The sequence below is a fragment of the Tardiphaga sp. genome, assembly GCF_028290495.1.
Taxonomy (GTDB): domain Bacteria; phylum Pseudomonadota; class Alphaproteobacteria; order Rhizobiales; family Xanthobacteraceae; genus Tardiphaga.
On sequence record NZ_JAQGJT010000176.1, the window covers coordinates 1 to 23,419 of the forward strand.

A 23,419-nucleotide genomic window follows, 5' to 3' on the forward strand; every position below is an offset into this window, starting at 1 on the left:
GCTGTGGCAGCAGGACGGCCGCCTGTCCGTCGTCGCCGACGACGGCGCCGTGCTGGAGACTTATGTTTCGCGCCGCTTTACCTCGCTGCCGCTCGTGGTCGGCAAGGGCGCCGACACCCGCGCCAAGGATTTCCTGGCGCTGCTGGATCGCTATCCGCAGGTCCGCTCGGTCACCAAGGCCGCGATCTTCGTCGGCGAACGGCGCTGGAATTTGCGTTTGAAGGACGGGCTCGACGTGCGCCTGCCGGAAAACGACGTCGGCAACGCGCTGGCGATGCTGAGCAAGCTCGACAAGGAAGATCATTTGTTCTCGCGTGATATCGTCGCCATCGACATGAGGCTTTCGGACCGGCTGACGGTGCGGCTCTCGGAAGACGCCGCCAAGGCGCGCGAAGAGCTGTTCAACAAGGATAAAGACAAGAACAAGAAGAAGGCTGGTGCCGCATGACCAGCCTCGATCGCAACCAGGCGCCGAAGACGCGCCAGATGGCCGCCAACCGCACCGCGCTGGTGGCCTCGCTGGATGTCGGCACCAGCAAGATCGCGTGCATGATCGCGCGCCTCAAGCCGTGCCCGCCGAACGAAGCGCTGCGCGGCCGCACGCATGCCGTCGAGCTGATCGGCTACAGCCAGATCCAGTCGCGCGGCGTCAAGTCCGGCGCCGTCGTCGATATGGGCGAATGCGAGCAGGCGGTGCGTCAGGCCGTTTCGCTGGCCGAGCGCATGGCCAAGGCGCGCGTCGAATCTGTTTTGCTCTCGGTGTCCGCCGGCCGCCTGCAGGGCCAGCTGATCGAAGCCTCTGCCGACATCAAAGGCAGTGCCGTCACCGCTGCCGACGTCACCCGCGTCACTTCCACCGGCATGAAGCACGCCACGCCGCAGGGCCGCACCGTGTTGCACGCTCTGCCGGTCGGCTATGCGCTCGATGGCGTCAAGGGCATCCGCGATCCCAAGGGCATGGTGGCCAGTCAGTTCGGCGTCGACATGAACGTCGTCACCGCCGATGCCACCGTCGCGCGCAATCTGATGCTGGTCGTCGAACGCTGCCACCTCAACGTCGAGGCGATGGCGGCGGCGCCCTATGTCGCCGGACTCTCCGTTCTCACCGACGACGAGACTGATCTTGGCGCTGCCGTCGTCGAGATGGGGGCAGGGACCACGACGATCGCGATCTATTCCGGCGGCCGCTTCGTGCACGCGTCGGGCTTTGCGGTCGGCGGGCAACACATCACCATGGATATCGCGCGCGGCCTCGGTTGCTGCATCGCAGATGCCGAGCGAATCAAGACGTTATATGGCACGGTACTAACTGGTGGATCCGATGCGCGCGAAGTGATGAACGTGCCGGCGGCCGGTGACAACGATCGCGATTTTCCGCAGGTCGTGACCCGCGCCACCATCGCCAACATCGTACGGCAGCGTGCCGAGGAGATTTTTGAAATGGTCAGGGACCGGCTGGCAGATTCGCCGTTTGCAGCAGAGCCGCGTGCGCGCGTCGTGCTGTCGGGCGGCGCGTCGCAGCTCACCGGTCTGGCCGAACTCGGCAGCCAGATTCTCGGCCGTCCGGTTCGCATCGGGCGTCCGCTCGGTTTCGGCCGGCTGCCTGTCGAGGCCAAGAGCGCATCGTTCGCGGTGCCGTCGGGCCTGCTGGTCTATCCGCAATTCGCTCATCTTGAGCATGTCGAGCCGCGTTACACCCGGCAGCTCAAGACCGGCACTGGCGACGGCTATTTCGGAAAGGTCGGGCGATGGCTTCGCGAAGGATTCTGATGACCCGTTTTCAATCGATCCCTTTTTCAATTTCAACGCTTTCGGCCTCCGGCCGTCGGCATGACCAGACAACGCGCGCGTAATCGAGAGGCAATCACATGACACTTAACCTTACCCCCCCGGATATCGCCGAACTCAAGCCCCGCATCACCGTGTTCGGTGTCGGCGGCGCTGGCGGCAACGCCGTCAACAACATGATCACCGCCGGATTGCAGGGCGTTGATTTCGTGGTCGGCAACACCGACGCGCAGGCGCTGACCATGTCGAAGGCGCAGCGCATTGTTCAGATGGGCACCGTGGTGACGCAGGGTCTCGGCGCCGGTTCGCAGCCGGACGTCGGCGCTGCCGCCGCACAGGAAGTGATCGACGAGATTCGCGATCACCTGTCGGGCGCCAACATGGTGTTCGTGACCTGCGGCATGGGCGGCGGCACCGGCACCGGTGCGGCTCCCGTGATCGCCAAGACCGCGCGCGATATGGGCATCCTCACCGTCGGCGTCGTCACCAAGCCGTTCCACTTTGAAGGCCAGCGCCGCATGCGCACCGCCGAAGCCGGCATTGCCGAGCTGCACAAGGTGGTCGACACGCTGCTGATCATCCCGAACCAGAACCTGTTCCGGGTCGCCAACGAGAAGACCACCTTCGCCGACGCTTTCGCGATGGCCGATCAGGTGCTGTACTCGGGCGTTGCCTGCATCACCGACCTGATGGTCAAGGAAGGCCTGATCAACCTCGACTTCGCCGACGTTCGCGCCGTGATGCGTGAGATGGGCAAGGCGATGATGGGCACCGGCGAAGCCTCCGGCGAGAAGCGTGCGTTGACCGCCGCCGAAGCCGCGATCGCCAACCCGCTGATCGATGATTCCTCGATGAAGGGCGCCCGTGGCCTGCTGATCTCGATCACCGGCGGCAAGGACCTGACGCTGTTCGAAGTCGACGAAGCCGCTACCCGCATCCGCGAGGAAGTCGATGCCGACGCCAACATCATTGTCGGCGCGACCTTCGACGAGACCCTCGACGGCGTGATCCGCGTCTCCGTGGTCGCGACCGGCATCGACCAGTCGACGCTGCGCAATACCGCAGCCCCCGCTGGCGCCACGACCAATGCGGTCGCAGCCCCCGCCGGCCCGGACGGCCGCCTCGCCGACCTCACCGCCAAGCTGCGCGCCGACAACCAGCGCGCCGTCGCCACCTCGGCGCAGAAGACCGACGCGCCGCGCGCACCGGCCAACAACCACGAACGCGCCGCTTTGGCTGCGATCGCCGCTGCGGTTTCCCCGGAAGCCCACCAACCGGTCGCCCGGGTCTCCAGCCAGCCGGCTTCCTATGGCGACGTGACCGTGCGTCCGATCGCGCAGAAGCCGTCGCTGTTCCCGGAAACCGCCCCGCGCATGGAAGCCCATGAGCCGGCGCCGCCGGAGCAGTTCATTCCGCAGGCCGCCGAGCGTGCCCCGGTACGCGCACCCCGCATGCCGAAGTTCGACGAGCTGCCGATGACCGCGCAGAACGAGATCCGCCAGGCCCGCGGCGAGACCTCGGAAGACGAACCGCAGAAGGTCCGGATGTCGTTGCTGCAGCGCCTCGCCAATGTCGGCCTCGGCCGTCGTGAAGAGGACTCCGAGCCGGCCCGTCAGGCGCCCGCGATGGCCCCGATGCCGCCGCTGCCCGAGCGCAAGCCGCAGCGCTCCGTGTCGCAGCAGATGGGTAACGAACCGGTATCCGAATACGCTCGCCGTCCGGCGCCGCAGGGGCTGGATTCGCATGGCCGTCCGGCACCTGTGGCTCCCGCGCCACAGGGTGACGACCATCTCGATATCCCGGCGTTCCTGCGCCGCCAGACCAACTGAGTTTTGTTACAATCATGACGACGACAAAGGCCCCGGCATTAATGCCGGGGCCTTTTTTCTTACTGCATTGCGCCATCGAACTATTCGTTAAGCATTTGAATTTACACCATTAATTATGTGTTGCCGGATTGATGTGCAATTGAAGCGTGCGAATACTGTGGCAAATTGGGTCAACGCTTGGCCCGAATGCGGCAGACGTTGGGTAACAATCGGTAAAAAAGCGTGAGTTGGCGCACTTTGTGGCAGCCGGTATGGTTGCCGCGACTCGGGGACTTCAGAGACGCCGGTCGGCAGAACTGATTGAGTCGCAGGTGGGGTTAGAATGAAATTCAGTCGTCAAACAACGCTTTGGTCGCAAGCCACCGTTAACGGTGTCGGCGTCCATTCCGGTTTGCCTGTCAGTCTGACCCTCTCACCCGCGCCTGTCGATGCCGGGTTTATTTTTGTCCGTACTGGCCTCGATGGCCCGGACCGCGAAATCACCGCCAACGCCAAATCCGTTACCGCCACTGCCTTCGCCACCGTGCTTGGCGACCGCGACGGCCCGCTGGTTTCTACCGCCGAACACGTTCTTGCAGCCTTGCGCGGCATGGGCGTCGATAACGCCACCATCGAAGTCGATGGGCCGGAAGTGCCAATCATGGACGGCTCCGCCGCCGCCTTCGTCGCCGCCATCGATCAGGCCGGCATCGTCGAGCAGGCCGCCCGCCGCCGCTTCATTCAGGTTCTCAAGCCGGTGCAGGTCGCGATCGGCGACTCGTTTGGTGAACTCCGTCCCCACGCCGCCGGCTTCCGTGCCGAAGTCGAAATCGATTTCGCCAATCCCGTGATCGGCCGTCAGAACTACGTCCTCGACCTCAATCCGCAGAGCTTCCGGCGCGACATCGCGCGCGCCCGCACCTTCGGCTGCATGAATGACGTCACCCGCCTGTGGAGCGCCGGTTTTGCGCTCGGCGCCTCGTTCGACAATTCGGTGGTGTTCGACGACAACCGCCTGCTCAACACCGAAGGCCTGCGCTTCTCCGACGAATGCGTCCGTCACAAGGTGCTCGACGTCGTCGGCGACCTCGCTCTGGCCGGACTGCCGCTGCTCGGTGCCTTCAAGTCGGTCCGCGGCGGCCACAAGCTCAACAACGCCGTTCTCACTGCTCTGATGGCGGATCGCAGCGCCTGGAAGATCGTCGATGCCGATCAGGTGGCCGCCCGCCGTCCGCGCACCGCCGAGATCGCCAGCGGCATGCTGGGCGGCATGATCGCCCCGGCGTTCGGCCCCGACGTTTCCTGAGACGCCTCGCGTCTCTCCGTTATCCCCGGTAACCATAACCCGTTGTATTGTCGCCCCCTTCGCCTTAATCCCGGCGAATTGGCTGCGTATCCGGTTGGTTAACGGACTTTATCAGGCTAAACAGGCGCGCGGTCAGCAGCGAACCACGGGCAGGTTGCCGGTTGGTCCGTGATCGCGCGCGGGATACCCGCGGGGCACCGCATCAAAGGCGTCAGGTCTTCATCTATGTCGGCACAGCGTACGCTCGGACATCGCAACTCTCTCGACGGCTTCGGCCGCCGGCTGTGGCAGGCTTTGGGCCTGATCGCACTGGCTGTGCCGCTGAGCGGCTGCGGCACCGGCGCGCTGTGGGACAAGTTCGCCAGCAAGGACGAGACTTTCGTCGAGGAGCCCGCGGACAAGCTCTACAATGAGGGCCTGTACCTCATGAACCAGAGCAAGGACCCGAAGGCTGCGGCGAAGAAGTTCGAGGAAGTCGATCGCCAGCATCCGTATTCGGATTGGGCACGCAAATCGCTGCTGATGTCGTCTTATGCCGCCTACGAGGCCGGCGATTACGACACCTGCATCGGCTCGGCGACGCGCTACGTTACGCTGCATCCCAGCAGCCCGGATGCGGCCTATGCGCAGTATCTGATCGCTGCCTCGCATTACGACCAGATCCCGGACATTTCCCGCGACCAGGGCCGCACCGAAAAGGCGATGGCTGCGCTCGAGGAAGTGGTGCGCAAATATCCGCAGTCGGAATACGCCACCTCCGCCAAGAAGAAGCTGGAGGGCGCGCGCGACCAGCTGGCCGGCAAGGAAATGTCGGTCGGGCGCTATTACATGGACAAGCGCGACTACACCGCCGCCATCAATCGCTTCAAGACCGTGGTCACGCAATACCAGACCACCCGGCATGTCGAGGAAGCGCTGGCGCGCCTGACCGAGGCCTATATGGCGATCGGCATCGTCGGCGAGGCGCAGACCGCCGCCGCTGTGCTTGGCCACAACTTTCCTGACAGCAAGTGGTACAAAGACGCCTACAATCTTGTAAAGTCCGGCGGTCTCGAGCCGAGCGAGAACAAGGGTTCTTACCTGAGTAAGGCCTTCAAGCGATTTGGCCTCGGTTAGGAACTGAACTCCCATGCTGGCCCGTCTTTCGATCCGTGACATCGTCCTGATCGAACGGCTCGATATCGAGTTCGCCCGCGGTCTTGCGGTGCTGACCGGCGAGACCGGCGCAGGTAAATCCATTCTTCTCGATGCCTTCGCCCTGGCGCTGGGCGGTCGTGGCGATGCGGGCCTCGTTCGCCACGGCGTCGAGCAGGGCCACGTCACCGCGGTGTTCGACCTGGCCAAAGGCCATCCGGCACTGGCGATTCTCGCCGCCAACGGGTTTGAAGACACCGGCGAGATGATCCTGCGCCGCGTGCAGCTCGCCGACGGCCGCACCCGCGCTTTCATCAACGACCAGTCCGCCTCCGTGCAGACGCTGAAGGCGGTCGGCGCGGCTTTGGTCGAGATTCACGGCCAGCACGACGAGCGCGCGCTGGTGGATGCCGCCACCCATCGCCGGCTGCTCGATGCCTTTGCCGGGCTGGACAAGGACGTGGTCGCGCTGGAAAGCCTGTGGGAAGCCCGCAAGGTAGCCTATGCCACGCTGGAGGCGCACCGCGCCAATATGGAGCGCGCCGCTCGCGACGCCGATTACCTGCGCCACGCCGCCGACGAGTTGAAGAAGCTGAAGCCGAAGGACGGCGAAGAAACCGCGCTGGCGGATCGCCGCACCGGCATGATGCAGGGCGAGAAGATCGCCGCCGATCTGCGCGAGGCGCAGGACGCCGTCTCCGGCCACCATTCGCCGATCTCGACGCTGGCCGCAGCCGTGCGCCGGCTGGAGCGCCGTGCAGGTTCCTCGCCGGCGCTGGTCGAACCCGCGGTGAAGGCGATCGACGTTGCCATCAACGCGCTGGAGGAGGCCGATCAGCATCTCACCGCCGCTTTGATTGCCACCGATTTCGACCCCAGCGAACTGGAGCGCATCGAGGAACGGCTGTTCGCATTGCGTGCTGCGGCGCGAAAATACTCGACGCCGGTCGACGGCTTGGCCGCTCTGGCTGCGAAATTCATCTCGGATGTCGCGACCATCGACGCCGGCGCGGGCCAGTTGCAGGGGCTGGAGAACGCCGCCGCCACCGCCGACGGTAAATACAGCGCAGCAGCATCCAAGCTTTCGCTGGCGCGCATCAAGTCGGCCGAGAAGCTCAACAAGGCGGTCTGCGCCGAACTGGCGCCGCTCAAGCTGGAGCGCGCCAGGTTCATGACCCAGGTCGAATCGGATGCGGCCAGTCCGGGTCCGCAGGGCATCGACCGCGTCGAGTTCTGGGTCCAGACCAATCCCGGCACCCGCGCAGGTCCCATGATGAAGGTAGCCTCCGGCGGCGAGTTGTCGCGCTTCCTGCTGGCGCTCAAGGTGGTGCTGTCCGACAAGGGCTCGGCGCCGACTTTGGTGTTCGACGAGATCGACACAGGCGTCGGCGGCGCGGTGGCCGATGCGATCGGCGCGCGGCTCGCGCGGCTCGCCGGCAAGGTCCAGGTGATGGCCGTGACCCATGCACCGCAGGTGGCCGCCCGGGCCGACCAGCATCTGCTGATTTCCAAGGATGCGCTGGACAAGGGCAAGCGCGTCGCCACCAGCGTCAATACATTGGACGCCGCTCCCCGCCGCGAGGAAATTGCCCGCATGCTGGCCGGTGCGGAGATTACGGCGGAAGCCAGAGCGGCGGCGGATCGCCTGCTGCGCGGGGCGGCCTGATCCCGGGTCAGGGGTGTGACCTGACCCAAACTGTCATTCCGGGGCGCGAGCCCGTCAGGGCGAGCGAACCCGGAACCCAGAAGTGCACATGCGCCTTGCTGCAGGACGGAAAACATCTCGGGGTTCCGGGTTCGCTCGCAGCAAGCTGCTCCCGCCCCGGAATGACAGTGGAAGGTCGTTCCGGGTTCGCTCGCAGCTGTCGCTGCTCCCACCCCGGAATGACGAATGTTAAGAGCAAATCTCGTCGTAGAGATCATTCCATTCCGGATTTCCTTGCACGATCAGCGCGATCTTCCACGCCCGCCGCCACTTCTTCAATTCCTTTTCGCGTGCGATAGCCGTAAGCGGATCGTCGTAGACTTCGAACCAGACGAGACGTGTAATGTTGTATCGCGACGTGAAGCCCGGCACCGCCTTGATGCGATGCTCATAGACCCGGCGCACGAGGTCGCTGGTTATTCCGACGTAAATTGGACCTTCCCGCCGGCTCGCTAGAATATAGACGTAGTAGGATTTCATCTCCCCCTCCATCTCGGGATTCCGGGTCTGGTCCCAAGTGGGACCATCCCGGAACGACAAAACATTAGCGTCAATCATGGCCAAGACAGCAAAACCGTCCGCCCCCGACCTCGCCACCCTCACCAAGGCCAAAGCCAAGGTCGAGCTGATGCGGCTGACGCTCGTGATGGAGGCGCACAACGTCGCTTACTATCAAAACGACGCGCCGAAGATTGCCGATGCCGAATACGACGCGTTGCGTCGCCGCGTAGAGGAGATCGAAGCCAAATTTCCCGAACTCGTCGCCGGCAATTCGCCGACGCAGACCGTGGGCGCTGCGCCCTCGCGCGCCTTCGCGAAAGTACAACATGCGGTGCCGATGCTGTCGCTCGGCAATGCCTTCACCGACGAGGAAGTCGCTGAATTCGTTGAGCGCATCCAGCGTTTTCTGAAACTCGATGAGGTGCCGGCGATTGTCGCCGAGCCGAAGATCGACGGTCTTTCGTTGTCGCTGCGCTACGAGAACGGCGAACTGGTGCGCGCCGCGACCCGCGGCGACGGCTCCACCGGCGAGGATGTCACGGCGAATGTTCGTACCATCGGCGATATCCCGACCACGTTGAAGGGCAGCGCCATTCCCGCCGCCTGCGAATTGCGCGGCGAGGTCTACATGCTCAAGAGCGACTTCCTCGCGCTCAACCAGCGCCAGGTCGAAGCCGGCGAAGATCCGTTTGCCAATCCGCGCAATTCCGCTGCCGGTTCGCTGCGCCAGAAGGACGTCGCGGTCACGGCATCGCGGCCGCTGAAATTCTTTGCCTATGCCTGGGGTGAGATGTCGGACTATCCGATGGAAGAGCCGACGCAGCACGGCATGCTCGACTGGCTGAAAAAGGCTGGCTTCACCGTCAATCCGTTGATCACGCTTTGCGCCAGTGTCGAGGACGCGCTGACCTTCTATCGCAAGGTCGGCACCGAGCGTGCGTCGCTCGGCTACGACATCGACGGCGTGGTCTACAAGGTCGATCGCATCGACTGGCAGGCGCGGCTCGGCTTTGCCGGCCGTGCGCCGCGCTGGGCGATCGCGCATAAATTCGCCGCAGAGCAGGCCACCACGGTGCTGGAGAAAATCGACATCCAGGTCGGCCGCACCGGCGCGCTGACGCCGGTGGCGCGGTTGACCCCGATTACCGTCGGCGGCGTCGTGGTCGCGAACGCCACGCTGCACAACGAGGATTACATCAAGGGCATCGGCAATGACGGCCAACCGCTGCGCGACGGCGTCGATATCCGCGAGGGCGATACCGTCGTCATCCAGCGCGCCGGCGATGTGATCCCGCAGATCGTCAGCGTGATCCTCGACAAGCGGCCCGCTGATGCCAAGCCCTTTGAATTCCCGACCACATGTCCGGCCTGCGGCAGCCACGCCGTGCGCGAGGACGGCGAGGTCGTCACGCGCTGCACGGGCGCGCTGATCTGCCCGGCGCAGGCGGTCGAGCGGCTCAGGCATTTCGTCTCGCGGCTGGCTTTCGATATCGACGGCCTCGGCGACAAGCAGATCCAGGAATTCTACGACGACGGCCTGATCATGCATCCGGTCGATATCTTCACGTTGCAGAAGCGCGATGCGCGCGCGACGAAGAAGATCATTGACCGCGAGGGATTCGGCGAAGTCTCGGTCCGCAACCTGTTCGGCGCCATCGACGCGCGGCGCAGGATCGAGCTGAACCGCTTCATCTTCGCGCTGGGCATCCGCCACATCGGCGAGGGCAACGCGAAACTTCTGGCGCGACACTATGGCAGCCTGGATGCGTTTCGCACGGCGATGCTCGCCGCCGCCGCCGGGGAGCAGGGGTCGGGTAATATCTCGGAAGCCTATCAGGACCTCAACAATATCGGCGGCGTCGGCAAGATCGTGGCGGATGCGGTGGTCGAGTTCTTCGCCGAGCAACGCAACGTCGAGGCGCTGGGCGAACTGCTCGACGAGATCGAGGTGCTTGATGTCGAGCAGGCCAAATCCGACACCGCCGTCGCCGGCAAGACCGTGGTGTTCACCGGTTCGCTGACGAAGTTCACCCGCGACGAGGCCAAGGCCCGCGCCGAACGGCTCGGCGCCAAGGTGGCCGGTTCGGTGTCGAAGAAGACCGACTATGTGGTGGCCGGCGAGGATGCCGGCTCGAAGCTGAAGAAGGCGCGCGACCTCGGCGTTAATGTGCTGACCGAAGACGAGTGGCTGGCGCTGATCGGCGGGTAGGCGTCAATCGTCATTCCGGAATGCATGAAAGCGGCGGAGCCGCTGCAATGCGAGCCCGGAATCCCGGAATGTTCAGCGCAAAACATATTCGGATTCCGGGCGCGCGGCCGGCTGGCGCCGGCTCCGCCCGGAATAACGGGGGCGGATTGGGCTGCACCAAACATTTTTTCTCAGTATATTGACTATATACCTAGAAGGATTAATATCCTGAGCGTCCTGCCCCGATGAGAGGGGCGAGCGCGATCGTCACGGTCGTGGGGCGGGATGCGGTGGACGCCGGAGATGCGGCGGCCGCGCGGTTTGACATGGGTTGGCCCACGGGCGGGACGGTTCGATGCGGGAGCACACCACTCCGGCGGAAGACCAGATCGCCTACAAGCGGACACGCGTCGAACTGTGCGAACGGACGAACGCATCCAACCTGCGAACGGCCCAAGTCGTGTTGGCCCCGATCCTCGTCCTGGATCATGGATGGTGCGCTAAAGCTGGTCGGGCACCAGGGGGTGACACGGAGCGAGCCCTAAACCCATCGCGTGCGGAACGTCGGTCTGTCCGATTGTCCGAAAGTCCTGACGTTTTTACGACTTGCCGACTACGGCATGGCGTCAGGCCCAAGGGTGCATCGGGCACCCGGCGTTCCGCGCGCTCTCTTTTTGGAGAGGGTGGAAGGAATGCGCAAAACTCGGGCGCGTAAGCGCCGCGAGAATGCACACCCGTGTTTCAGAGCCGTGGCTGTTTGACAATTGAATCTCAGCCCTATCCGCCGTCATGCGCGGGCTCGTCCCGCGTATCCACGTCCTGGCAGCAGGCGAAGGCGTGGATGGCCGGACCAGGTCCGGTCATGACGATGATAACGGACTGTGCGTAAACGCTCACGACCTCCGGAGACTGGAAAGGTGATCGCTACAACAGCCCCGTCTCTTCCCCCTCCGCCTTTTCGATCATTGCTTCCGTCGCCACCACGCCGCCGCGCGGGACCAGGAAGATCATCGCGCTGGCGCAGCCGAGCGAGAGGATGACGATGGCGATGTTGAGCGGGACGGCGGTTTGGAAATGGCCGCCGAGATACGCGCCGAATTGCGAGCACAGCGAGCCGAAACCCATCTGCAGGAAACCCATCATTCCCGACGCCGAACCCGCCGCCTGCGGGCGGATGCTCAGCGCGCCGGCGGCGGAGTTCGACATCACGAAGGCGTTGCCGAACATCACCAGCATCTGCGTCACGAACAGCCAGGCCGGCGCCTGATTCAATCCGGTGATGCCCCAGACGACATTGAGAACCGCGCCGATCAGTTGCAGCGCGAGGCCGAACCAGATCAGTTGCTCAAGCGAACGCCGTGGCGCGAAGCGCACGCAGAACACGTTGCCCATCAGATACGCGAAGCCGGTGGTCGCGAACCACGCGCCGTACTCGGCGCTGCTGCGGCCCATTTGGGTCACCACGACATACGGCCCGCCGCCGGCGAAAGTGAAGATGATCGACGACGCCAGCACCTGGCACAGCATGTAGCCAATGAAGGCGCGGCTCTTCGACAGCACGCGGACGTCGGAGATGAAGCCGCTGCCGGCCGCGTGTGCGCCGCTGCGGTGCGTCTCCGGCAGCAGCCAGGCAATGCCGAGCGTGACCAGCAGGGAGGCGACGGTGACGGTGTAGAATATCGAGCGCCAGCCGAAGCCGATCTCGAGCAATCCGCCGGCCAGCGGGCTCAGCATTTGCGCGATCATCATCACCGCGATCACCAGGCTGATCATCGCGCCGACGCGCTCGCGCGGATAGAGGTCGCGGATGATGGCGCGGCTCATCACCATGCCGGTGGCGCCGCCGAGCGCCTGAAAGAATCTCGCCGCGATCAGCTGCGGCAGCGTGTCCGCAAAAATGCTGCCGATGCCGGCGGCCACCATCAGGCCGAGCCCGGCAAGCAGCACCGGCCGTCGTCCGAAGCGGTCCGACAGCGGCCCCATGATCAGCTGCGAGAAGGCGAGGCCGACCATGTACAGCGACACCGTCATCTGCGCGATCGAGATGTCGCTGTCGAAGGTGCGCGCCAGCACCGGCAGCGCCGGCACCAGCATATAGAGCGAGATCGGCGCGACGCCGGTCATCGCCACCAGCAACAGCAGCATCACCCGCGAGGTCGAATGGTCGATCGGTGGCGTCTTCGTCGCAGGCGTCGTGCCGTTCACATCGGGCTTTCTTGTTCTTGTTGTTATTCTTGTTCTTGTTGTTATTTCGCGTGCGCCAGCGGTTCGGTCGCGGCTTGGAGCCAGACCCGCGTCGCTTCGTCGTCGAGCAGGGGCATGACCTCGCGGCGGACGCGGGCATGGTAGTCGTTGATCCAGGCGAGTTCGCGCAGGCTGATGCGGCCGGCATTGATCAGCCGGCGATCGATCGGCGCCAGCGTCAGCGTCTGGAATTCATTCATCGGCTGCTCGGCGCCGTCGATGTGTGCTTCGACGACCAGTTCGAGATTCTCGATGCGGATGCCGAACGCGTCGGCCTTGTAGTAGCCGGGTTCGTTGGACAGGATCATGCCACGCTTGAGCGGCGTGGTGCCGAGCTTGGAAATCCGCGCGGGGCCTTCATGCACCGACAGGTAACTGCCGACGCCGTGGCCGGTGCCGTGCGCGAAATCGAGACCGGCGTGCCACAGGAACTGCCGCGCCAAGGTATCGAGCTGCGCGCCGGAGGTGCCATCGGGAAACGCCGCGCGCGCAATCGCGATATGGCCGCGCAGCACGCGGGTGAAGCGGTCGCGCATTTCGTCGGTCGGTTCGCCGATCGCAATGGTGCGGGTGACGTCGGTGGTGCCGTCTTCATATTGCGCGCCGGAATCGATCAGCAGCAGGTCGCCCACGGCGATGCGGCGATTGGTTTTGCGGGTGACGCGGTAATGCACGATGGCGCCGTTCGGCCCGGTGCCGGCGATGGTCGGAAACGAGACGTCCTTCAACGCGCCGGTGTCACGGCGGAAGGTTTCCAGCGCTTCGACGGTGTCAATCTCGAACAGCCCGCCCTTCGGCGCCTCTCGGTCGATCCAGGCGAGGAAGCGCGCCAGCGCCACGGCGTCGCGGCGATGCGCGGTCTGCGTGCCCTTGATCTCGATTGGGTTTTTTACAGCCTTGAGCAGCGCGACCGGATCGCTGGATCGCACCGGCCGGCCACCGTTCGACGCGATCAGCCGGCTCAGCGCATCCGCGGCGGTGGCGTTGTCGAGCGCGATCGACGCGCCTTTCTGCGCCAGCGTTGTCAGTGTCGCCGTCAGCGCGTCCGGCTCCATTACTTCGGCGCTGGCTTCGAGATGCGCGCGGGTGCTGTTGGACAGTTTGCGGTGATCGATGAAGATGGTGGGGCGGCCGTCCTTCGGCACCAAGGCATAGGACAGCGGCAACGGCGTATGCGACACGTCGGCGCCGCGGATGTTGAAGGTCCAGGCCACCGCGTGCGAATCCGACAGCACCAGCGCGTCGACCTTGAGCCTGGCGATTTCGGCGCGGATCCGGTCAAGCTTGTCGGCCTCCGTTTCGCCGGCAAATTCGATCCCGTGGACCGTGACCGCGCCGAGCGGTGACGCCGGCCGTTCGGTCCACACCGCGTCGAGCGGATTGCTGTCGACCGCGACCAGCTCCGCACCGGCCTTGGCGCAGGCCGCGGCCAGCCGTTCCGCTGCCGCAAAAGTGTGCAGCCACGGATCAAATCCGAGGCGGTCTCCGGCTTTCAGGTGCTCGCCGAGCCACTGTTCCGGCGGCGGCTCAATCAGCGATTCGACGCTCCATGCTTTTTTATCGACCTGCTGTGCCGCCTGCAGCTTGTAGCGGCCGTCGACGAATACCGCGGCCTCGTGCAGCAGCGCGATCGCCATGCCGGCCGATCCGGTGAAGCCGGTGAGCCAGGCCAGGCGCTCGTCGGACGGCGGTACATATTCGTTTTGCTGCTGATCGGCGCGGGGAATCACGAAGCCGGTCAGCCGGGCGCGCAGCAATTCCTCGCGAAACGCCGCCAGCCGCGCGGTCAACGCCACGCCGCCCTCGGGGTCCTCAAAGGTCTGAAAATGGGCTTCGAACATCGTTCGTCATCCTAGGTGGGCGTCGCCGCCGCTGCAATCGAAGGGCAGGGTTGCGCAATTTGGCATAGATCATGCTTGAATTCTGGTGTGCATGTTCAATCGGCTGGAACGTCACGCCGCAGCTTCGGTTGTCGGTGTGACTGCTCGGCCATCCAGAGTGTTTCAACTCAACGAAGAGGGGATACACAATGCCTGCTTTTACGTTCGAGAAGATCTCCCCGCCGGTACGCCGCGGTCCTTTGCCACCGATTGAAACCAAGCAGCGCGGCGTCATCGTCCAGGTGCTCGGACGTTTCGTCGAAGCCCGCGTGCAGCGGGCGGAACGCATCGAACAGGCCATCCTGGCACGTCGCGACAAGCCCGATCCCGCCTAGAAGATCAGCCCGCGCGCTGCATCAGGAGGCTGCTCCAGCCTTCGATCTGCTGATGCCTCAGCAATGTGATGTTGCGTGCGCGATAGGCGGCGATGACGCTCATCGCCTGATGCGGCAGCAGCCCGGACAGGATGATGTGCGCTGACGGCGCCAGATGCGCGGCCATCTGCGTCGCCATCTGCCGCAGCGGGTTGGCAAGGATGTTCGCTAGCACCAGATCAAACGGGGCCTTCTCGCCGAAGGCCGGCGAGGCGAAGCCGGTGGCGCAGACCGATTCCACGAGATTACCGACGCCGTTGAGTCGCGCATTTTCGCGTGCGACCACGGCGCAAACCGGGTCGATATCGGTCGCCAGCACGCGGCGCTTCAGCGCCTTGGCGGCGGCGATCGCCAGCACGCCGGTACCCGAACCCAGATCCAGCACCCGCTTCGGCGACTTCGAGCGCAGCACGTAGTCCAGAAACAGCAGGCAGCCGCGCGTGGTGCCGTGATGACCGGTGCCGAACGCCAGTGCAGCCTCAATCTCGATGCCCAGCTTGTTCGGCGGCACCTTGTCGCGGTCGTGCTGGCCGTGGACGATGAAGCGGCCGGCGCGCACCGGCGCCAGCCCTTCCAGGCTTTCGGCGACCCAGTCCTTGGCTTCGACGGTATCGAACACGATGCTGCGGGCGACTTCCTCGTCGGAGGCGAGGGCGACCAGTTCGCGGATCGCATCCTCGACCGGCGGCTCGGCGAAATGCACGCTGATATCCCAGCGCCCGTCCGGCCGCTCGAACGCGGCGATCGCCGCCTGGCCGTCGTCAAAGCTCTCATTGAGCAGATCGACAACACGCTTGGCGGCGGCCTCGGTGCCGATCGCAAACAAGGCGCGGGTGGTGGCGGGGGTGATGATGGCGGTCATGAAAAGTCCGAAACGGTCGTTGAAGGGCATTCACAGGTTGCGCGCACGCCAAGCATGGCTTGGTCACAGCTCTATACGCCGCTTATGCCATGCTTCCGCACCATGCTGTGCAGGGATTTTGCACCGGGAGCGCGCAGGCTTGGCACAGGATATCCGCGGGGTTTTCCACAAGGTTTGCACAGGGTTTTCAACAGAGTTGTCATTCCGGGCTGCGCTCCCGCCGGCTTCGCCGTCTGCAGCGCAGCCCGGAATGACAGCCAGGACCGCCCGACGCCGTCCTACCCGAACAACGCCCGATGATCCCGCAGGATCGCCCTCGCGGCATTGTGGCCGGGCGCGCCGGTGACGCCGCCGCCGGGATGGGCGCCGGAGCCGCAGTGGTACAGGCCCTTCAGCGGCCCGCGGTAATCGGCGTGGCCGAGCATCGGGCGTGCCGAGAACAGCTGGTTCAGGCTCAGCGCGCCGTGAAAGATATCGCCGCCCAGCAGGCCGAAATCGCGTTCCAGATCCAGCGGCGTCAGCGCCTGGCGGCCGATCACGCTGGCTTTGAAGCCCGGCGCGTAACCATCTACCGTCGCGATCATCAGGTCGGCCACTTCGTCGCGATGGTCGTCCCAGGATGTGCCGTCCGGCAGGACGGGGGCGACGTGCTGGCAGAACAGGCTGGCGACGTGCTGGCCGGGCGGGCTGAGCGAATCGTCGAGCGTGGACGGGATCAGGAGTTCGACTACCGGCTTGCGGCTCCAGCCGTATTGCCGGGCGTCCAGCCAGGCGCGGTCCATGTAATCGAGGCTCGGCGCCATGATGATGCCGGCGCTGAGGTGATCCCCATTGCCGGGCAAGGCGCTGAACGAGGGTAGGGCGTTCAACGCCACGTTCATGCGAAACGTGCCGGAGCCGTTGCGCCAGTTCGTGATGCGATCGAGGAACGGCTTCGGCAAGGCATCGGCCGGCATCAGCCGGGTGTAGAGCAGCTTCGGATTGACGTTGGACGCGACGTATTTGGTGCGCACGCTCTCGCCATTGTCGAGGATGACGCCGACGACGCGGTCGCGCTCGACCAGGACTTCGCGCACGCCGTTGTCGGTCACGATGTCGACGCCGTAGCTGCGCGCCGCCGCGGCCATCGCCTGCGTGATCGCGCCCATGCCGCCGATCGCGTGGCCCCACACGCCCTTCTTGCCGTTCACCTCGCCGAAAGCATGATGCAGCATCACGTAAGCGGAACCTGCCGCATAGGGGCTGGCATAGTTGCCGACGATCGCGTCGAAGCCGAACAGCGCCTTGATCAGGTCGCTCTCGAAGATGTCATCCAGCATCTCGCCGGCGGATGCGGTGAACAGGTCGAGCAGCATGCGCTGCCGCTCCATGGTCAGGCCGCGCAGCACATTCGCGGTGCCGAGCGCGTTGATCGCTTCGGAGATGCCGCCCAGCCCAAAGCCCTGCACGAGGTTGGGCGGCGCGCGCAGCACGAATTGCCGCAGCACGTCGGCGATGACTTCGAGTTCGCCGGTGAAGGCATCGAGCCGGTCGGCGTCGCGCGGACTGAGTTTGGCGAGAGATTGGTGGGTGCGGCCCTCGCCGGTGAGCAGGTGGCTGCCGTCCGGCGCCGGCAGGAAATTCTGCGCCTTGCGTTCGACGATGCGCAGGCCGTGCTCATGCAGTCTGAGGTCGGCTGCGATTTTCGGATTGAGCAGGCTGACGGTGTAGGCCGCGACCGAATTGCGGAAGCCCGGATGAAACTCCTGCGTCACCGCAGCGCCGCCGACCACGTGGCGTCGCTCGACGACCTTCACGCGCAACCCGGCCATCGCGAGATAGGTGGCGCAGGTCAGGCCGTTATGGCCGGCGCCGATGATCAGGACGTCGATCTCTGAGCTGATCTCTGACATGGGAACGTCAACACCCTCTGCTAGGGACACCTTTATCGAAGACGCGGTCGCCTGGCACAAGGGTGGGGATCATGATTTTGGTTCCGGAGGCAGGCCGCATTGCTCCCCGTGGTATCCTATGCTCCATTCCGGCGTCCGGCGACGCGCCGGCTTTCGAAGCCTCGGCGCCTGCCGAATCCAAGCCGGAGCTTTCATGACGTTGCCAGCCGCTCCTGCCCGCCATCGCCTGATCCTGATTGTCTACACCGCCGCGATCTTCACCAGCGCGCTGCTGCTGTTCTCGGTGCAGCCGCTGTTCACCAAGATGGTGCTGCCGCGGCTCGGCGGCTCGCCGGCGGTGTGGTCGGTGGCGATGGTTTTCTTCCAGTCGCTGCTGCTCGGTGGCTACGCCTATGCGCACTATCTGATGCAGCTGCGCAGCCGGGTGATGCCGGTGGTGATCCACCTGCTGCTGCTGGCGGTGGCGCTGCTGACGCTGCCGCTGTCGATCTCATCCAGCTTCGGCGATCCGCCGGCGAGCGGCTATGCGTTCTGGCTGCTTGGCCTGTTCATGGTGTCGATCGGCCTGCCGTTCTTCGCGCTCGCCGCCAACAATCCGTTGCTGCAGGCGTGGTTCGTGCGCACCGGCCATCCGCAAGGCAACGATCCGTATTTTCTCTATGCGTCGTCCAACATAGGCAGCTTTCTGGCGCTGCTGTCCTATCCGGTGTTGCTGGAGCCGATGTTCTCGCTGCGCACCCAGAACATGATCTGGACATCAGGCTACGGCCTGCTGATCCTGCTGATCGCCGGCTGCGGCGTGCTGCTGCTGAAGTCGCCGGCCTTGGTCGTCGCCGCGCCGGGCGAAGGTGAGGCCGATGCGCCGGCGCCCTCATGGGCGTTGCGCGCGCGCTGGATATTCCTCGCCGCGGTGCCGTCCGGCCTGCTGATCGCCGTCACCGCGCATATCTCGACCGACATCGCGTCCGCACCGCTGCTGTGGGTGATGCCGTTGTCGCTGTATCTGCTGACGTGGGTGCTGGTGTTCCAGTCGCGGCCGCTGCTGCCGCACAAGTGGATGCTGCTGGCGCAGCCGGTGGCGATCGCGGTGGTGATCGTGCTGCTGGCGATCGGCGGCGAGCAGAACCTGTTGCTGACGCTCGGCGGCAATCTGCTGTGCTTCTTCATCATCGCGATGGCCTGCCACGGCGAACTCGCGAGTGCGCGGCCCGCCGCAAAGCATCTCACCGGCTATTATGTCGCGCTGTCGTTCGGCGGCATGGTCGGCGGCCTGTTCGCCGGGCTGATCGCGCCGTTTACGTTTTCGTGGATCGCGGAGTATCCGATCCTGATCGCGCTGGCGGTGCTGTGCCGCCCGTCCGGCGAGGAGCGCTTTGCCAAGTACACCGGATGGTACTGGCTGTTGCTCGCTATTGCCGCGGTGGTGCTGATCGGCCCGGCCTGGACCACCGGCAAGATGTTCTCCTGGATGGATGACAACCGCGTCGGCGTCATCAAGGGTATCGCCGTGGTCATCATGATCCTGGCGGTGCTGCTGAGGATCAACCGCGCCCGGTTGCTGGCCATCGTCGTGCTGGCGCTGGTGATGATCCGCGTCTATCCGGCCGATGACGGCCGGGTCGAGACCGTGCGCAGCTTCTTCGGCGTCCACAAGATCGTAGTGACGACCAACGGTCAGTACCACGTGCTGATGCACGGCACGACGATCCACGGCGCCGAGAAGGTGCTGAACGACGACGGCACGCCGGTCACCGGGCGGCCGGAGCCGATCTCGTATTATCACAAGGACGGCGGCATCGGTGACGCCATCGCCGCAATGCGCGCGCGCAAGGGTGGCCCACTTCGCGTCGCAGTAATCGGACTCGGCTCAGGCTCGCTGGCCTGTGCCTCGCAGCCCGGCGAGGACTGGAAGTTCTTCGAGATCGACCAGACGATGGTCGATACCGCCCGGGATCCGAAATACTTCACCTACGTCTCGAAATGCGAGCCGGACATGAAGCCGGTGATCGGCGACGCGCGTCTGACCTTCGCGCGCGAACCCGACGGCATCTACGACATGATCATCGTGGATGCCTATTCGTCGGATGCCATCCCGATCCATCTGGCGACAGAAGAGGCGATGGAAATCTACAAGGACAAGCTGGCGCCGCATGGCGCCGTGGTGATGCATGTCTCCAACCGCCATCTCGAACTGGCCAGCGTGGTGGTCGGCATCGCCGACGCCAACGACCTCAAGAGCTGGGTGTTCAACGAGGATTCCGGCCGCGACGCCGAATATATCTTCTCGACTAATGTGGTGATCTCGGCGCGTTCGGCCGACGACGTAGGCACATTGGCGACGTCATCCAAATGGGCGTTGACCGAGCCGGAAGACGGCGAGCGGGTATGGACCGACGACTATAGCAACGTGCTCGGAGCCGTCTGGCGGCGGCTGCGTGAGGGGGAATAGGGCTTTGATCTCATGTCCCGGACGCGGTGCAACGCTGCTCCGCAGATCCGGGACTCCATGCTTTCTCTGCCAGAAGCGATGGACCCCGCATCAGCAACGCACCACGCCCGAAGGCGGACGCGCTGCGCAGCATCCGGGGAACGATAGCGAGGCGAAGTAACCTCAGTCCTGATAGCCGCCGAACAGGCCGCGCGGCTGGTAGGGGCGCGGCGCGTAGTATTGCTGCTGCTGTTGCGGTGCATAGCCGCGGCCGGCGTAATACTGCTGGGTCTCGGCTTCGGTCATGCGGCGATAGCCGGGAGGGGCGGGATAACGCTGGCCGGTGTCACTACCGTCCGCCGGATAGATGTAGCGGTCATCCTGCTGCACGACCTGGCGCTGCACGCGGCGGCTCGGCGCCACCGGCTGCGGCACCAGTTCGACCGGATTGCCGGCGGCGTCATAGGACGGCTCGGCCGGGGCGACCTGGCGGCGGGCGACGGCGGACGGCTTGGCCGGGCGCGGATTGCGCGCCAGCGCGACCTGCGCCGATCCTGTCAGCGTGACGGAGGTGGTCAGCAGTCCGTCGGTCTTCACCAGCGCGTACAGGGTCGCGGCATTTGCGCGGGAAAGGCGCACGCAGCCATGGGAGGCCGGGCTGCCCAGGCGATTGACGGAATCGGTGCCGTGGATGGCATGGCCGCGTTTGGTGAAGAAGATCGCGTTCGGCATCGGCGCTTCGTCGAATTCCTTGGAGTAGTGGTCTTCTTCCATCCGGAAAGTCTGGTACGTGCCGCCGGGCGTCTCATGCGCGGGATCGCCGGACGACACCGGCCAGCGGTACTTCTCGACGCCATCGACGGCGACGGTCATCTGCTGGTTGTCCTTGTCGACGGTGATGGCGACCTTGGCCTGCGCGGCATTGCCGGCGGCGACAAACGTGAGGCCGATCAGGCCTACCAACAACGAACGCATCTTACCTGACCTCCGGGCCGCAACTTGTTGAACCACCTGCCGTCCCGGCAGCAATATGGCCTATCGGGGTAGCCGGTTGCCAGTGACACTTTCGTGCATCCTTAATGCGCTGGCAGAGCCAAAACGGGACCGCGAGCAGGCCAAACCATGGCCGTGTCGGGTGGCGACTCCGGGCAACGCACCAATCGAGCCCTTACAAAATGAAAATGGAACCGGTTCCCTTGCTGGATGTTGCCATCCCACAAGACCAGCCGGGCGGATTCGCCGCCTCCACAGGGACATTTTGAAATGAAGACCAAGACAGCCGTTCTGCCGATGCGTTCGTCCTCCATCAAGTCGCGCCTGGCCGTGATGGTCGGCGCAATGGCGCTGCTCGTCATTCCGCATTTCGCGCAGGCGCAGGGTGTTTTCCGCGGCGCCGAGCAGGGCGCCAATCAGGGCGTTCGCGACGGTAACCGGGCTGCAGGACCGATCGGCGGCGCAGTTGGCGGTGCCGTTGGCCTCGGGCTCGGTGCGGCCGTCGGTGGCGTCAAGGGCGTGCTCGGCATTCCCGATCGCGGCTATGGACGCGGCCGCGAATGCCGTGGCTACCGCGACCGTCGCGGTCACTTCCGCTGCTATCGCTAAGAATAATCAGGCTTGAGACCAAGCGGCCCGGACATTGTCCGGGCCGTTTTGCGTATCTGGTCAGTTCTTCAGCTTGTAGCCGGTTTTGAAGATCCACCACACGGTGGCCATGCAGATCGCCAGGAACGTCAGGGTGATCGTCACGCTCCACACGATGCTGACGTCGGAGATTTCGTAGAAGCTCCAGCGGAAGCCGCTGATCAGATAGACGACCGGATTGAGCAGCGTGATCGTGCGCCAGCCCGACGGCAGCATGCTGACCGAATAGAAGCTGCCGCCAAGAAACGTCAGCGGCGTCACTACCAGTAGCGGGATCGCCTGCAGCTTCTCGAAGCCGTCGGCCCAGATGCCGATGATGAAGCCGAACAGGCTGAACGTCACCGCCGTCAGCACCAGGAAGGTCAGCATCCACCACGGGTGCAGGATATGCAGCGGCACGAACAGCCCGGCGGTGGCCAGGATGATCAGGCCGAGCACGATCGACTTGGTGGCGGCGGCGCCGACATAACCCAGCACGACCTCGATATAGGACACCGGCGCCGACAGCAGTTCGTAGATCGTACCGGTGAATTTCGGAAAATAGATGCCGAACGAGGCGTTGGCGATGCTTTGCGTCAGCACCGACAGCATTACCAGACCGGGCACGATGAAAGTACCGTAGCTGACGCCCTCGACCGAGGTGATGCGCGAGCCGATCGCGGCGCCGAACACCACGAAATACAGCGAGGTCGAGATGACAGGCGAAACGATGCTTTGCAGCACGGTGCGCCAGGTGCGCGCCATTTCGAACATGTAGATGGCGCGGACAGCCCGGAAATTCATGGTCATTTCCTCACCAGGCTGACAAAAATATCTTCCAGCGAGCTCTGCGTGGTGTCGAGATCGGAGAAGCGGATGCCGGCTTCACGCAGATCGCCCAAAAGGCTGGTGATGCCGGTGCGTTCGCTCTTGGTGTCGTAAGTGTAGATCAACTGATCGCCATCGGCGGTGAGTTCGAGGTTATAATCCGAGAGGCCCGGCGGGATCGCGGTCACCTTGCCCAGCAGATGCAGCTTCAGCCGCTTCTTGCCGAGCTGCTGCATCAAGGTGGCCTTGTCTTCGACGAGGATGATCTCGCCCTTGTTGATGACGCCGATCCGGTCGGCCATCTCCTCGGCTTCCTCGATGTAATGCGTGGTGAGAATGACGGTGACGCCAGCCGCGCGCAGCGTGCGCACCACTTCCCACATCCCCTTGCGCAATTCGACGTCGACGCCGGCGGTGGGCTCGTCGAGGAACAGGATCTGCGGCTCGTGGGAAAGCGCCTTGGCGATCATCACCCGGCGCTTCATGCCGCCGGACAGCGTGCGGGTGCGCTCGTCCTTCTTCGACGTCAGCGAGAACGCGTCGAGCAGCTCGCGCGAGCGCTCCTGCCTGTCCCGGCGCGGCATCCCGAAGTAGCCGCCGTGGTAGTCGAGCGTCTCCGCGCACGTGAGGAAGTGGTCGACGTTCGGCTCCTGCGGCGCGAGGCCGACCGCGAGCCGCGCCTCCTCGTAGTGGTCGATCGCGTCGTGGCCGAAGATGCGGATCGACCCGGACGTCGGCTGGGCGAGCCCTGTGGTGCAGTGGATCAGCGTCGACTTCCCGGCGCCGTTCGGCCCGAGCAGGCCGAAGAACTCGCCCGACTCGATCTGGAGCGACACGCCCCGAAGGGCCTCCGTGCCCGTC

The 23,419-nt window shown here is 64.7% G+C and carries 18 protein-coding genes; 10 read left to right on the forward strand and 8 right to left on the reverse strand.

The annotated features are described in order from the left end of the window. The 6 genes from JWQ24_RS26075 to recN form a co-directional block, all read left to right on the forward strand. Positions 1–448 (forward strand): cell division protein FtsQ/DivIB (locus JWQ24_RS26075; RefSeq protein WP_299814704.1); only part of this gene is annotated, 448 nt, incomplete at its 5' end. Then, on the forward strand, positions 445–1,770 hold the full coding sequence (ftsA, locus tag JWQ24_RS26080) for a cell division protein FtsA (RefSeq protein WP_299814708.1): 1,326 nt from the start codon (positions 445–447) through the stop codon (positions 1,768–1,770). The genes JWQ24_RS26075 and ftsA, both read left to right, overlap by 4 nt. Before the next feature lie 98 nt (positions 1,771–1,868). Continuing rightward, positions 1,869–3,617, forward strand: coding sequence for a cell division protein FtsZ (ftsZ, locus tag JWQ24_RS26085; protein ID WP_299814711.1), 1,749 nt, complete (start codon positions 1,869–1,871; stop codon positions 3,615–3,617). A gap of 322 nt (positions 3,618–3,939) precedes the next feature. Then, on the forward strand, positions 3,940–4,902 hold the full coding sequence (gene lpxC, locus JWQ24_RS26090; RefSeq protein ID WP_299814714.1) for a UDP-3-O-acyl-N-acetylglucosamine deacetylase: 963 nt from the start codon (positions 3,940–3,942) through the stop codon (positions 4,900–4,902). Positions 4,903–5,127: 225 nt separating this feature from the next. Then, complete coding sequence (locus tag JWQ24_RS26095; RefSeq protein ID WP_299814717.1) at positions 5,128–6,018, forward strand: outer membrane protein assembly factor BamD; 891 nt, start codon at positions 5,128–5,130, stop codon at positions 6,016–6,018. A 13-nt stretch (positions 6,019–6,031) separates the two neighbouring features. After that, a complete protein-coding gene (gene recN, locus JWQ24_RS26100) occupies positions 6,032–7,702 on the forward strand; it encodes a DNA repair protein RecN (RefSeq protein WP_299814720.1) in 1,671 nt (556 codons plus the stop codon). A 228-nt stretch (positions 7,703–7,930) separates the two neighbouring features. Here recN and JWQ24_RS26105 read toward each other — a convergent pair whose 3' ends face one another. Next, positions 7,931–8,221, reverse strand: coding sequence for a GIY-YIG nuclease family protein (locus tag JWQ24_RS26105; RefSeq protein ID WP_299814723.1), 291 nt, complete (start codon positions 8,219–8,221; stop codon positions 7,931–7,933). Between the two features lie 76 nt (positions 8,222–8,297). Between JWQ24_RS26105 and ligA the strand changes: the two genes are divergently transcribed. Next, the gene (ligA, locus tag JWQ24_RS26110) at positions 8,298–10,451 is read left to right on the forward strand and encodes an NAD-dependent DNA ligase LigA (protein ID WP_299814726.1); all 2,154 of its coding nucleotides are present in this window, start codon (positions 8,298–8,300) and stop codon (positions 10,449–10,451) included. Positions 10,452–11,354: 903 nt separating this feature from the next. On the opposite strand, the gene JWQ24_RS26115 is transcribed toward ligA, so the two are convergent. Then, positions 11,355–12,575, reverse strand: a complete 1,221-nt coding sequence (locus tag JWQ24_RS26115; protein ID WP_299814755.1) for a multidrug effflux MFS transporter — start codon at positions 12,573–12,575, stop codon at positions 11,355–11,357. Between the two features lie 101 nt (positions 12,576–12,676). Beyond that, the gene (locus tag JWQ24_RS26120; RefSeq protein WP_299814729.1) at positions 12,677–14,515 is read right to left on the reverse strand and encodes an aminopeptidase P family protein; all 1,839 of its coding nucleotides are present in this window, start codon (positions 14,513–14,515) and stop codon (positions 12,677–12,679) included. 188 nt (positions 14,516–14,703) lie between these two features. On the opposite strand from JWQ24_RS26120, the gene JWQ24_RS26125 reads away from it, so the two are divergent. Then, complete coding sequence (locus JWQ24_RS26125; RefSeq protein WP_299814732.1) at positions 14,704–14,889, forward strand: hypothetical protein; 186 nt, start codon at positions 14,704–14,706, stop codon at positions 14,887–14,889. Between the two features lie 4 nt (positions 14,890–14,893). On the opposite strand, the gene JWQ24_RS26130 is transcribed toward JWQ24_RS26125, so the two are convergent. Then, on the reverse strand, positions 14,894–15,790 hold the full coding sequence (locus tag JWQ24_RS26130) for a 50S ribosomal protein L11 methyltransferase (protein ID WP_299814735.1): 897 nt from the start codon (positions 15,788–15,790) through the stop codon (positions 14,894–14,896). A gap of 278 nt (positions 15,791–16,068) precedes the next feature. Further along, entirely contained in the window at positions 16,069–17,682 is a 1,614-nt protein-coding gene (locus tag JWQ24_RS26135) for an NAD(P)/FAD-dependent oxidoreductase (protein WP_299814738.1), read from the reverse strand. Positions 17,683–17,875: 193 nt separating this feature from the next. Between JWQ24_RS26135 and JWQ24_RS26140 the strand changes: the two genes are divergently transcribed. After that, positions 17,876–20,131, forward strand: coding sequence for a fused MFS/spermidine synthase (locus JWQ24_RS26140; protein WP_299814741.1), 2,256 nt, complete (start codon positions 17,876–17,878; stop codon positions 20,129–20,131). Between the two features lie 162 nt (positions 20,132–20,293). Here JWQ24_RS26140 and JWQ24_RS26145 read toward each other — a convergent pair whose 3' ends face one another. Further along, complete coding sequence (locus JWQ24_RS26145) at positions 20,294–21,085, reverse strand: L,D-transpeptidase (protein ID WP_299814744.1); 792 nt, start codon at positions 21,083–21,085, stop codon at positions 20,294–20,296. A gap of 288 nt (positions 21,086–21,373) precedes the next feature. Here JWQ24_RS26145 and JWQ24_RS26150 point away from each other — a divergent pair, with 288 nt between their 5' ends. Next, complete coding sequence (locus JWQ24_RS26150; RefSeq protein ID WP_299814747.1) at positions 21,374–21,712, forward strand: hypothetical protein; 339 nt, start codon at positions 21,374–21,376, stop codon at positions 21,710–21,712. 60 nt (positions 21,713–21,772) lie between these two features. Here JWQ24_RS26150 and JWQ24_RS26155 read toward each other — a convergent pair whose 3' ends face one another. Together JWQ24_RS26155 and JWQ24_RS26160 are read right to left on the reverse strand one after the other, a co-directional pair. After that, positions 21,773–22,534 carry an ABC transporter permease gene (locus JWQ24_RS26155; RefSeq protein ID WP_299814749.1) on the reverse strand — a complete coding sequence of 254 codons (762 nt, stop codon included), beginning with the start codon at positions 22,532–22,534 and terminating at the stop codon, positions 21,773–21,775. A 2-nt stretch (positions 22,535–22,536) separates the two neighbouring features. Beyond that, on the reverse strand, positions 22,537–23,419 hold an 883-nt coding region (locus JWQ24_RS26160; RefSeq protein ID WP_299814752.1), incomplete at its 5' end, for an ABC transporter ATP-binding protein.

Excerpts from the sequence above, each read along its gene's own strand:
- JWQ24_RS26150 (WP_299814747.1), top strand. The coding sequence starts at position 21,374 with ATGAAGACCAAGACAGCCGTTCTGCCGATGCGTTCGTCCTCCATCAAG.
- JWQ24_RS26095 (WP_299814717.1), top strand. The coding sequence starts at position 5,128 with ATGTCGGCACAGCGTACGCTCGGACATCGCAACTCTCTCGACGGCTTC.
- JWQ24_RS26145 (WP_299814744.1), bottom strand. The coding sequence starts at position 21,085 with ATGCGTTCGTTGTTGGTAGGCCTGATCGGCCTCACGTTTGTCGCCGCC.
- ftsA (WP_299814708.1), top strand. The coding sequence starts at position 445 with ATGACCAGCCTCGATCGCAACCAGGCGCCGAAGACGCGCCAGATGGCC.
- JWQ24_RS26155 (WP_299814749.1), bottom strand. The coding sequence starts at position 22,534 with ATGAATTTCCGGGCTGTCCGCGCCATCTACATGTTCGAAATGGCGCGC.
- JWQ24_RS26120 (WP_299814729.1), bottom strand. The coding sequence starts at position 14,515 with ATGTTCGAAGCCCATTTTCAGACCTTTGAGGACCCCGAGGGCGGCGTG.
- JWQ24_RS26115 (WP_299814755.1), bottom strand. The coding sequence starts at position 12,575 with ATGCTGCTGTTGCTGGTGGCGATGACCGGCGTCGCGCCGATCTCGCTC.
- ligA (WP_299814726.1), top strand. The coding sequence starts at position 8,298 with ATGGCCAAGACAGCAAAACCGTCCGCCCCCGACCTCGCCACCCTCACC.
- recN (WP_299814720.1), top strand. The coding sequence starts at position 6,032 with ATGCTGGCCCGTCTTTCGATCCGTGACATCGTCCTGATCGAACGGCTC.
- JWQ24_RS26125 (WP_299814732.1), top strand. The coding sequence starts at position 14,704 with ATGCCTGCTTTTACGTTCGAGAAGATCTCCCCGCCGGTACGCCGCGGT.
- JWQ24_RS26105 (WP_299814723.1), bottom strand. The coding sequence starts at position 8,221 with ATGAAATCCTACTACGTCTATATTCTAGCGAGCCGGCGGGAAGGTCCA.
- JWQ24_RS26130 (WP_299814735.1), bottom strand. The coding sequence starts at position 15,790 with ATGACCGCCATCATCACCCCCGCCACCACCCGCGCCTTGTTTGCGATC.
- JWQ24_RS26135 (WP_299814738.1), bottom strand. The coding sequence starts at position 17,682 with ATGTCAGAGATCAGCTCAGAGATCGACGTCCTGATCATCGGCGCCGGC.
- lpxC (WP_299814714.1), top strand. The coding sequence starts at position 3,940 with ATGAAATTCAGTCGTCAAACAACGCTTTGGTCGCAAGCCACCGTTAAC.
- ftsZ (WP_299814711.1), top strand. The coding sequence starts at position 1,869 with ATGACACTTAACCTTACCCCCCCGGATATCGCCGAACTCAAGCCCCGC.
- JWQ24_RS26140 (WP_299814741.1), top strand. The coding sequence starts at position 17,876 with ATGACGTTGCCAGCCGCTCCTGCCCGCCATCGCCTGATCCTGATTGTC.